The following is a 9554-nucleotide window of genomic DNA, read 5'->3' as shown; positions in this document are numbered from 1 at the left end:
CCTTGTGAAACACTGCCTAATAAGGCACGATCAACCATGCCTCTCCCATGACTTCCTACAACAATTAAATCTGCCTGCTTTTTTTTGGCAACTTCACAGATTGTAATGCTCGGATGCCCCGTAAGATGCAAGAATTGAACACGATTTTGCCATTTATCAAATAAGCGTTCCATAACATCGGTTTGAATTTGTTGCGCAAGGTGTTCTTCATAGCGATCGACTACATCAGGCACTAAGTCATAAGCATAATTTTCTTTGGCAGTGACGTATAAAACAATAGCAGTTGCTTCAGGCCAAGCATCTAAAAATTCTCCTGTCATCCGTGCCGCATGTTCAGAGTATTCCGAACCATCAGTTGCAAATAAAATTCTTTTCATTTATAACCACCCTCTCATTCGTTGTATAAAAACCAATTACATGGCAACAAACGTTAAGAAGGATAGAACGACCGACGTAATCGACATAGCAATAAGCGGTCGCAATGCTTTCGTTCGGAGATCTTTAAGGCTTACATTTACCCCGAGTCCCACCATTGCCATGGTTAAAACAAATGTTGTAAAATCCGCTACATCGTTCATCACAGTCTTCGGAACGTATAGATATTTGCCAAGAACATAGCTGCCGAAGAAACTCATTACGATAAATCCAATCAAGAACCAAGGGAACTCGATTTTTGTGTCTGATTGTTCTTTCCCTCTACGTTTCATCCAATACATCAAGATAAAACTGAGTGGAACAAGTAGGAAGACCCGCCCCAATTTTGCCAATAAGCCAATTGCCAATGCGTCTTGACCAGCAGGAGCCGCCGCTAATGCAACATGCGCAATTTCGTGTAAGCTTACACCCGACCAGATACCGTATTGAATGCCCGTTAAGTCGATGAAAGGTCTTAAAATGGTGTATGCGATGGCAAATACAGTACCTACTAAGGCAATAATACCGGCTCCAATCGCTGTATCTTCATCTTTAGCTTTTAGAATGGGGGATACTGCAGCAATGGCAGCTGCACCGCAAACCCCTGTACCGATTCCAAGAAGAAGGGATAAGGACGAATCCGCTTTTAACCATTTCGCTAATAAAACCGTCAGGAAAATGGAGAAAACAATCGTTCCGACATCACGTACAAGCAAACCAAGTCCCTGATGAATAACAATGTCGATATTTAGCTTTAAACCAAACAAGATAATGGCAAGCCGTAATAATTTTTTTGCTGAAAATTGGATACCAGGACGTATAGGTTCTGGATATCCAAAAATTTGACGATACACAACAGCAATGATGATCGCAGATGCGAGTTGACCAACATGATCAAACCCTGGTACCTTTGCTAACCCATAACCCATAAAAGCAATGACAAACGTAAAAGCAATTCCGCCCATCCATAAATTTAACTTGTTTAGATCTACCTTTGATATTCTGGCCCCAATTGTTAATGGCACGCTGTTTTTCACTTGAGCCATTCCACCACCTCCATTATTCTTTACAGTTCCATGATAATGTGCATCTTGAGATAAGGAAAATAAATCATTATGATGATAATAATAAGTAAAATGGTATAATAAATATTGAGTATTAAAATCGGTGGGGGGGAAGTCATATTGGATCAATCGTTACTTGTTTTTGTTACAGTAGCAGAAAAGGAGAATTTCACACGTGCGGCAGAAGAATTGCACATGACCCAACCAGCAGTCAGTCAATACATTCAAACATTTGAACGAATGGTTGGGACGAAACTTTTGGAACGAAACAATAAATATGTACGATTAAATAAAGCAGGAGAAATTGTTTACCATCACGCAAAAGAAATATTGGGACTCTATACTCGAATGCAGTGTCTGGTGGATGATTTAATGCATACTGCCAGTGGGAATTTACCAATAGGGGCAAGTTCTACATATGGTGAATATGTACTTCCCCACATTATTGCACACTTGCGCGAGCAATATCCATTGATCAAGCCAACCATTACCATTGGCAATACAAAAGAAATCGCGGAACTGGTCGCCAGTCATCAATTGGATATTGGAATTGTAGAAGGGAACTTTAAACATGAGAAGCTACATATTGAACCAATTGCAGAGGATCTCATGTTTATCATTATCTCAGCCAACCATCGATTTGCGAATCGAAAGGAAATACAAATATCGGAATTAAGTAAAGAAATATGGATTGTCCGAGAAGAAGGTTCAGGGACACGTGAGGCAACCGAAAAAATGTTTGACAAATTCCAGTTTCATCCGCATAACATCATGGAATTTGGCAGTACTCAAATTATTAAAGAATCTGTAAAAGAGGGGTTAGGTATTACATTACTTTCACATTGGGCTGTTCGAAAAGAAATCTCACTGGGTACTTTAAAGATGCTAAAAATTAATGGACTTCCCGTTTCCCGCAAATTTTCGTTAATCACGCAAGCCACACAATTTCATACGAAAGCCACGGAGGTTTTTTTGGATATCTTGCGGAAGAATGAAGCCTTACCTGAATTAAATATGAATGATTATTGACATATTATCACTGGTTTCCCACGATACAACCTGATCCACATCAATGGGCAATTAAACAGTGAGGGCTGCTGATAAACATTCCAGGCTTTTTATAATATAAAATGAACTATGACCTTTCCACTTCAACTCTCCGAATTATTTGACTCTAAACCATAGGAGGAAGGAACTAATGAAAATAAGAGTGTCAGCAGTACAATATCATCTTTATACTATACATTCGTTTGAAGATTTCGCTAAACAATCTGAGCATTATATTAAAACAGCTGAGGAATTCGGCGCTGAGTTTGTTTTATTCCCCGAGTTTTTTACAACTCAATTGATGTCTATCGGTAACAATCAAGGAAAAGCCTTAACCATCAATGAATTACCCAATTTCACCGAGCAGTACCGGGATTTATTTTCATCTTTTGCGAAGCAAACGAACATGCACATTATCGGGGGAACCCATGTGATCCGTAAGGGTGACCGATTATACAACGTTGCTCATTTATTCTATCCAGATGGAAGAGTTGCCGAACAGCCAAAGCTTCATATCACTCCGACAGAAGTAAAGGAATGGAACATGTCTCCTGGCGATGGCCTACAAGTGTTCGAGACCGACAAGAGAACTATCGCCATTTTAACTTGCTATGATATCGAATTTCCAGAAATCGTTCGAATGGCAAAGGCTAAGGGAGCTGATGTAATTTTCGTTCCTTCTTGTACTGATGATCAACATGGATTCCATCGTGTCCGTTACACCAGTCATGCGAGAGCAGTCGAAAATCAAGTCTATGTCGTCACTACTGGTACAGTAGGTTCTCTTCCCACAGTTGACTTTATGCGGGCGAATTACGGTCAAGCAGCGATTATTACACCTAACGATATCCCGTTCCCGCCTCGAGGCATCTTAGTCGAAGGGGAAATCAATCAGGATATGATTGTCACCGCAGATCTGGATTTAGAATTGTTATATCAGGTTCGTGAAAGTGGATCCGTCACCACCTGGCGTGATCGCCGCACAGATCTCTATCCAGATTGGAAATAAGGAGAGGCTAGTTGCTTTAAGAGGAGGTAGAAGAATGTATCGAAAAGAGATCTATGTTTTTGACCAAGATCAACCTATTCCGGCGGTCATCCGAAATTATGAAGAAAAGGACTTTTCTGGATTAATCCGCATCCAGCAGGAAAGTTTTCCACCACCATTCCCGTCTGATTTATGGTGGAACACGGAACAACTGAAAAACCATGTTACGCTTTTTCCAGAGGGTGCTTTATGTGTGGAGGTTGATGGTGAAATTGCGGGATCAATGACAGGATTAATTGTTGATTTTGACCCTAACCATCCGGAACATACATGGGAAGAGATCACAGATAATGGATATATTCGTAACCATAATCCGAACGGGAATACGCTTTATGTCGTTGATATTGGTGTGCGCCCTGCTTATCGTAAATTAGGGCTGGGGAAATGGCTGATGCTATCCATGTATGAAGTCGTTGTTCAATTGGGATTGGAACGTCTGCTAGGCGGAGGTAGAATGCCTGGCTATCATAAAAAAGCTGATGAGATGACGGCGGAACAATATCTCGAAGCTGTCGTAAAAGGAGAATTGAAGGATCCTGTTATTACCTTCCTGCTTCGCTGCGGCCGCACTCCTGTTAAAGTGGTGGCTAACTATTTAGAGGATGAAGAATCTTTTAATTATGCAGCACTGATGGAATGGAAAAATCCTTTTTATACACCTAAATTTTAATAAGGAGAATGATGAAATGGAATATCGCAGAATTACTAATATTGAAGATCCTTTGTTTAAAAAAATGCATCAATTGATGCAACATGTTTTTCCTCCCGAAGAAGTATTGGAATTCGATCTGTGGAAGGAGCCTTTGGAAGATCCGGGAATTCGTGTGTTTGTTGCTGTTCACGAAGGGAATGTAGTCGGTGCAACGGAATATCGCTATTACGAGGATTTTAATGTGGCGATGACAGATTTTACGATTATTGGCCAAGCAGGACTTAGTATTGGCCGATTTTTAGTTCAAAAGAGGTTGGAGGATTTGAACTCCTTGGCTGCGGCAAATGGAAAGCAATTATATGGTATGTTTGCCGAAATTTATGATCCCTATCGAATCGAGCATTATGAATTTGGTGGGGTTAAAACCATGGATCCCTATGTTCGTAGGGAGGTATTGTCTCACCTTGGATATAAGCGCCTCGATTTCGCTTATGTCCACCCATCCTGGAACAATGATGGAGAAGCCGTAACAGGGCTTGACCTTTGTTTTCTTCCAACAGATGATAACATGGATGAATTGCAAACGGCTCTTGTTGTGAAGTTTTTGAAACGTTATTATTCCGTCTTATCAAACAAGCCGAAGTCGTGGAATGAAATGATTGAATTTCTTGAAGCGAGGGAATCCGTTGCATTATTGCCAATTTAACCCAACCCGCTTCTTAGGTAGGGGAAGAAATTACTTTCAGCATGTCGTGAAACTATAAATCAAACAATTGAAAAAAGAGAGGCTATCTCAAAAGGTCGTTAAATAACGACTCATATGAGGTAGCCTTAAAATTATTTAATGGAAATCAACATCAATTCTTGGTGTGCCAAAATCTTGGGAATCTGTCTAAAATGTTGGAAAATATTTGGTGAAACAAACGGTCTAATTCCCTTCTTACGTTATCAAGATGGCGTATTATTTTCTCGAAAACAATAATTTATTTGTGATCGTATTAATTTTTTTGTTTTGTTTTAGAATTTTTGATTGTAAAATCTTTTTTCTTCCAGAAAAGGCTTTCAACTTCTCATTCATTTACCACCTCATTATTAGTTTTTATGGCAGCTTTCTTTTTATTCGCTAAGGGTTGAGTGTCGCTTTGAACCATAATGCTTTCTCCGTTAAATATTCCTCCATCATCGATGATAATTCCTTCTGTTGTTGCGCTTCCAGTTAACTTACCACTTGGTTGAATATGTACTTTTCCAGAAGTATATAAGTTCCCTTTTACTTCACCAGCAATGATTATGTTTTTTCCTTTAATAGATGGTTCAACATAGCCTTCTTTTCCGATGAAAATGTCACCAGTACTATCAACTTCCCCATAGATTTTCCCATCAATACGTATACTTCCTTCAAGTTTTATCTTTCCTTCAATGATAGTTTCTGAACCAATAATAGTGTTGATCTCAAAGGCTTTATTATTTTTTACTTTAAACATATACAGCTTCCTTTCCTGGGAGAATGTTAAAGTTTTTCTTCGTTATGTTTTAAAAAATTCATATAAGGATATGGATCAATAGGTTTTCCATTTTTAAACACTTCATAATGGAGGTGTGGGCCACTACTTCGTCCAGTATTTCCAATTAAACCTATAATTTCTCCCTTTTTTACTGAGTCTCCTTGTTTAACCTTTATTTCTGAAAGATGGCCGTAAAGTGTTTTATACGTATTTGAATGACGAATAATAATTGTTTTGCCGTATCCGCCATAATATTCGGCTAAAATTACTTTACCGTCTGCGCCTGCATAAACAGGATTTCCCGTAGGCCCGGCAAGATCAATTCCAGTATGGAAAGAAGATACATTAGTAAATGGGTCTTTACGTATACCGAATCTTGATGTAATGGTATTAGTACTTGCTGGCCAAGCAGTTGGAAGCTGCTTTAATTTGTTGTTTGTTTTTTCCATCTCAGCAATGGCTTGTTTATACCTTTCAATTAATTTAATAGAAAGTAAATCAGAATTTATAGGTTCTTCTTGACTATTTTCAAATTCTATCTCGGGAATCGGTATACTAATCCCCCCACGTGGGTCTATATTATCAGACAGTTCCATCATGTATTCTTTCATTTGGGATTCTATTTCTTCAAGTTCATTTATTTTGATTTGGGCTTTAGTTGTAGTGTCTTCCATAGTTTTTATTTTTTCTTGTAACTCATCTATTTTGTTTGTTTGAATATTAAGATTATTAGATAGCAAGACATTCTCTTGTTGTAGTTGATTATTTATATTAAAAACATAAAATAGAATTACTATAGCAATGAATACAAATAAAAACATTATATAGATACTTACTTTCGGTAATTTCAAACGTATTACAGGCTTATCAGTATTAGATAAAATTAAAATAGTTAATAAATTTGATTTCTTCTTTTTTCTCCTCAATTTCTACTTAGCTCCCCTTTTAAAAATGATAACAGGGTATTATTCGACGAATTTTGTTAATTCCCTTTAAAAATATAAAAAAATTAGGACTTTTTTAATAGTCCGAATGGAACAGTTATTATGTATATTTTAAATATTTTTTATCTCAAACTCACAATTTGTAAATCCTTCCCTTGCAAATATTCAATGATCTTTGGCAAAGCATCTATAACAGCTTGAGATTCATGGAGAAGGATAATAGACCCAGATGCTTTAGAGTTATGTATATAATTAAGAATTTCATCGGGATTATTGTCTTTCCAATCTTCCGTATCCTTATTCCAAAGTACCATCTTTTTATGGTTTTTATTTATTAAATCTATGGTTAATTCATTTTTAGCTCCGAAGGGTGGTCTAAAGAGAACGACAGTCTCTGGAATAATTTCTTCAATTATTTGATTTGCTTTTATTAGATTAATTTCTTGCTTTTCATAGGAGAGATTCGTGAAATTTGTATGGTTCAAAGAATGATTACCAATAGAGTAACCGTTTGAGTTAACATATTTAACATAGTCAGGATATTTCTTCGCATTAAGTCCAATAAAGAAGAATGTACCACCAACCTGATACTTCTTTAATACATCAATAATTTCCTTTGTATATTTAGATGGACCGTCATCGAAGGTAAGGGAAACGTAGCCTTCTGGAATACTGTAGTTTATTATCTTATTTAGTTCTATAAAAGGAATACTAGGATGAATAGAAGAATCAATTTCTGCTTGTTCACTAGCTGATGGTTTCTCTTTATCCTTTTGATTCAAATCAACTTCATTAACCGCAAGTTCTGTTTTTATAGGTGTTTTTTCATCAAATCCAGTCTTATTTATATTAGCATGACCTGAATATCCGAATAGAATAGTGGATATGATACTGAGCATGGTAACAGCTATCCATGCAAACTTTCGATTATATCTATTAGAATTTACTTCTTCTCGTTTTAGTTCTAGTTCACTAATTGGTTGATTTGGATATAAGAATGGTAAAGTGTGAGCTTGATTTATTTGTTCGATACATTTAATAAAGTTTAACCCTTTTACATATTCTTTGGAGCATAGGAAATAGAACCTATCGCTTTGATCTCGATAGGTTCTTGTTACATAACTTACGTTTTGCTTTCTAATTGAATCCCAGAAGCCATAAAAGGCCAATCTGTATTTATAATTCCCTCCAAATACAGTCACTGCTTTCAAATTCTCAGCTGTATCATGGTCAATTTCCCAAAGTAGTTCAACTTCTTGTTCAAATGATAATCTTACTCGTAAAAAAGATTTATCAGATTTTCTATCGATTGATAATAATTCAAGTAGTTTTCCATGGTAAACTGACATGGTTACCCCCTTTCTCTAGTCGTGACTAGATTGTAGGTGCCTGTTTACTCCGATAGAGTCGTAGATGCAGTTTTCTTTGGGGAAAAAGAGAATGACATCCGCTCTGTAAAATCATTAATGGTCTCTATTAATTGATTCTTTTCACCAAGAATTCTTTGGTATTGTTCTATGTACTTTTGATTTTCAACTTCTAGATGACTAATTTTCTCTTCAAGTTCTTTGATTTTTAACATATTTTGATATTCAGTGTAAGTAGATTTTTCATTAAGTTTGTTATATTTAATAATCTCTTTTTCAAGTTGACTTGAAATTTTATCAAATTCTTGTTTTGAAGTATATTGAAAGTCTTTATAATCTTCAAGAAGTTGATCGTAGCTCATTTGTTTGTTTGTAAGATTGCTTTCTAATACGCTAATTTCCTGATTCTTGTCCTGTAAAAGTTGCTCTTTCTTTGCAATGTCATGCTTTAAACGACTAATTGTTTCATTCGCATTATATAATTGGTCTTCAAGAGCTTTATTTTTATAAAGAAGTAATTGCCGGTCACTTAGCATATTTTCCACAGAAACTATTAAATCTAGCGATACTTTATCCTGATTATCTTTTAAAAATAACTGCTTATTGCTAGGAATATCTGATTGCTCAGGCTCTTCCATATTACTAGATTGTTCTTCAAATATAGCAGTTGTAACCAGTTCTTCTTTACTGCTTTGATCCGATTGGCTTTGATTAGATAGGACTCCTTTCAACCAACCGATAGATTTATTTTTTGTGTCCTTGGTCATACTTTCATCTCCTCTTAAATAATAATTTAACTTTCGCATGCTTAAATAGGCAGGTAAGCCTTTATATAATTGGGTAAACCTGCGTTTCATTGCTGTAGTTGATTTTTAATCGATTTAGTTATTTTACGATTTGATTTTTTGAAATATCTTCAATTAGTTCAAATCATTGTTGTAGTGTTATTGCCTAATTTTATTCACCTATTTCATTACAAAATTCATAAAAGATTCCACCAAGCGTCCTTAAATCTTGACTACAACGGTGTTGCCATGCGAGTAAAATGTAACGAGAGAAGACAATTGTAGTATGACCAAACTATCCATCTAGACATAAGATGATTCTATAGGAATAAAGGTTTGGCCATCTGTCCATCCAAGTGTTAGCATTCTAAACCTTTGTAAAATGTATTTGTTGCATGATCATGAGGTGTTTTTCATTATATTTAGGTTTTTCAAGAGTTATATATGATAATTATTTAAGCATTACGGCTTAAGGTTTCATATTAGATATCGCTCTGCGAAAGTTGAAATAATAAGATTAAAAATATTTAAAATTACTATAATCTTACCTATATTGTATATTTATGTAGAAGAATGTCAACTAAAGACGATAAATTTAGGTCTTAAAAACTAAATTATTAGTTGTTTAAATAAACAAATAGATTAAAATAAAGAATAATAGAATTTAAATTAATGGTTTAGCTTGAATATTATAAATATTTTCAAGAAAAGAAAACCTATACAAACAA

Annotated in this window: 10 protein-coding genes and 1 pseudogene; 4 read left to right on the top strand and 7 right to left on the bottom strand. The window is 35.7% G+C overall.

Features of this window, described 5'->3' with window-relative positions:
* The coding region (locus U473_RS12395; protein WP_068726864.1) for a universal stress protein at positions 1–377 on the bottom strand (377 nt) is incomplete at its 3' end.
* A gap of 36 nt (positions 378–413) precedes the next feature.
* Entirely contained in the window at positions 414–1460 is a 1047-nt protein-coding gene (locus U473_RS12390) for a YeiH family protein (protein WP_068726862.1), read from the bottom strand.
* A gap of 138 nt (positions 1461–1598) precedes the next feature.
* Between U473_RS12390 and U473_RS12385 the strand changes: the two genes are divergently transcribed.
* From U473_RS12385 to U473_RS12370, 4 genes are all read left to right on the top strand, one after another.
* Positions 1599–2507, top strand: a complete 909-nt coding sequence (locus U473_RS12385; RefSeq protein WP_068726860.1) for a LysR family transcriptional regulator — start codon at positions 1599–1601, stop codon at positions 2505–2507.
* Between the two features lie 169 nt (positions 2508–2676).
* Positions 2677–3534, top strand: a complete 858-nt coding sequence (locus U473_RS12380) for a carbon-nitrogen hydrolase family protein (RefSeq protein ID WP_068726858.1) — start codon at positions 2677–2679, stop codon at positions 3532–3534.
* A gap of 34 nt (positions 3535–3568) precedes the next feature.
* Complete coding sequence (locus U473_RS12375) at positions 3569–4243, top strand: GNAT family N-acetyltransferase (protein ID WP_068726856.1); 675 nt, start codon at positions 3569–3571, stop codon at positions 4241–4243.
* A 16-nt stretch (positions 4244–4259) separates the two neighbouring features.
* A complete protein-coding gene (locus tag U473_RS12370; RefSeq protein ID WP_068726853.1) occupies positions 4260–4931 on the top strand; it encodes a GNAT family acetyltransferase in 672 nt (223 codons plus the stop codon).
* 364 nt (positions 4932–5295) lie between these two features.
* Here U473_RS12370 and U473_RS12365 read toward each other — a convergent pair whose 3' ends face one another.
* From U473_RS12365 to U473_RS15755, 5 genes and pseudogenes are all read right to left on the bottom strand, one after another.
* Positions 5296–5709, bottom strand: coding sequence for a bactofilin family protein (locus tag U473_RS12365; RefSeq protein ID WP_068726851.1), 414 nt, complete (start codon positions 5707–5709; stop codon positions 5296–5298).
* A gap of 26 nt (positions 5710–5735) precedes the next feature.
* Positions 5736–6656, bottom strand: a complete 921-nt coding sequence (locus U473_RS12360) for a M23 family metallopeptidase (protein ID WP_068726849.1) — start codon at positions 6654–6656, stop codon at positions 5736–5738.
* A 140-nt stretch (positions 6657–6796) separates the two neighbouring features.
* Positions 6797–8023: a polysaccharide deacetylase family protein gene (locus U473_RS12355; protein WP_068726847.1), complete on the bottom strand. Its 1227-nt coding sequence runs from the start codon at positions 8021–8023 to the stop codon at positions 6797–6799.
* Positions 8024–8067: 44 nt separating this feature from the next.
* Entirely contained in the window at positions 8068–8808 is a 741-nt protein-coding gene (locus U473_RS12350; RefSeq protein WP_068726845.1) for a hypothetical protein, read from the bottom strand.
* 86 nt (positions 8809–8894) lie between these two features.
* Positions 8895–9115, bottom strand: a pseudogene (locus U473_RS15755) (IS4 family transposase); the annotation flags it as partial.
* Positions 9116–9554: the final 439 nt, after the last annotated feature.

This window comes from Tepidibacillus decaturensis (assembly GCF_001561915.1).
Classification (GTDB): Bacteria; Bacillota; Bacilli; order Tepidibacillales; family Tepidibacillaceae; genus Tepidibacillus_B; species Tepidibacillus_B infernus.
This window is presented reverse-complemented; position numbering and strand designations above follow the sequence as displayed.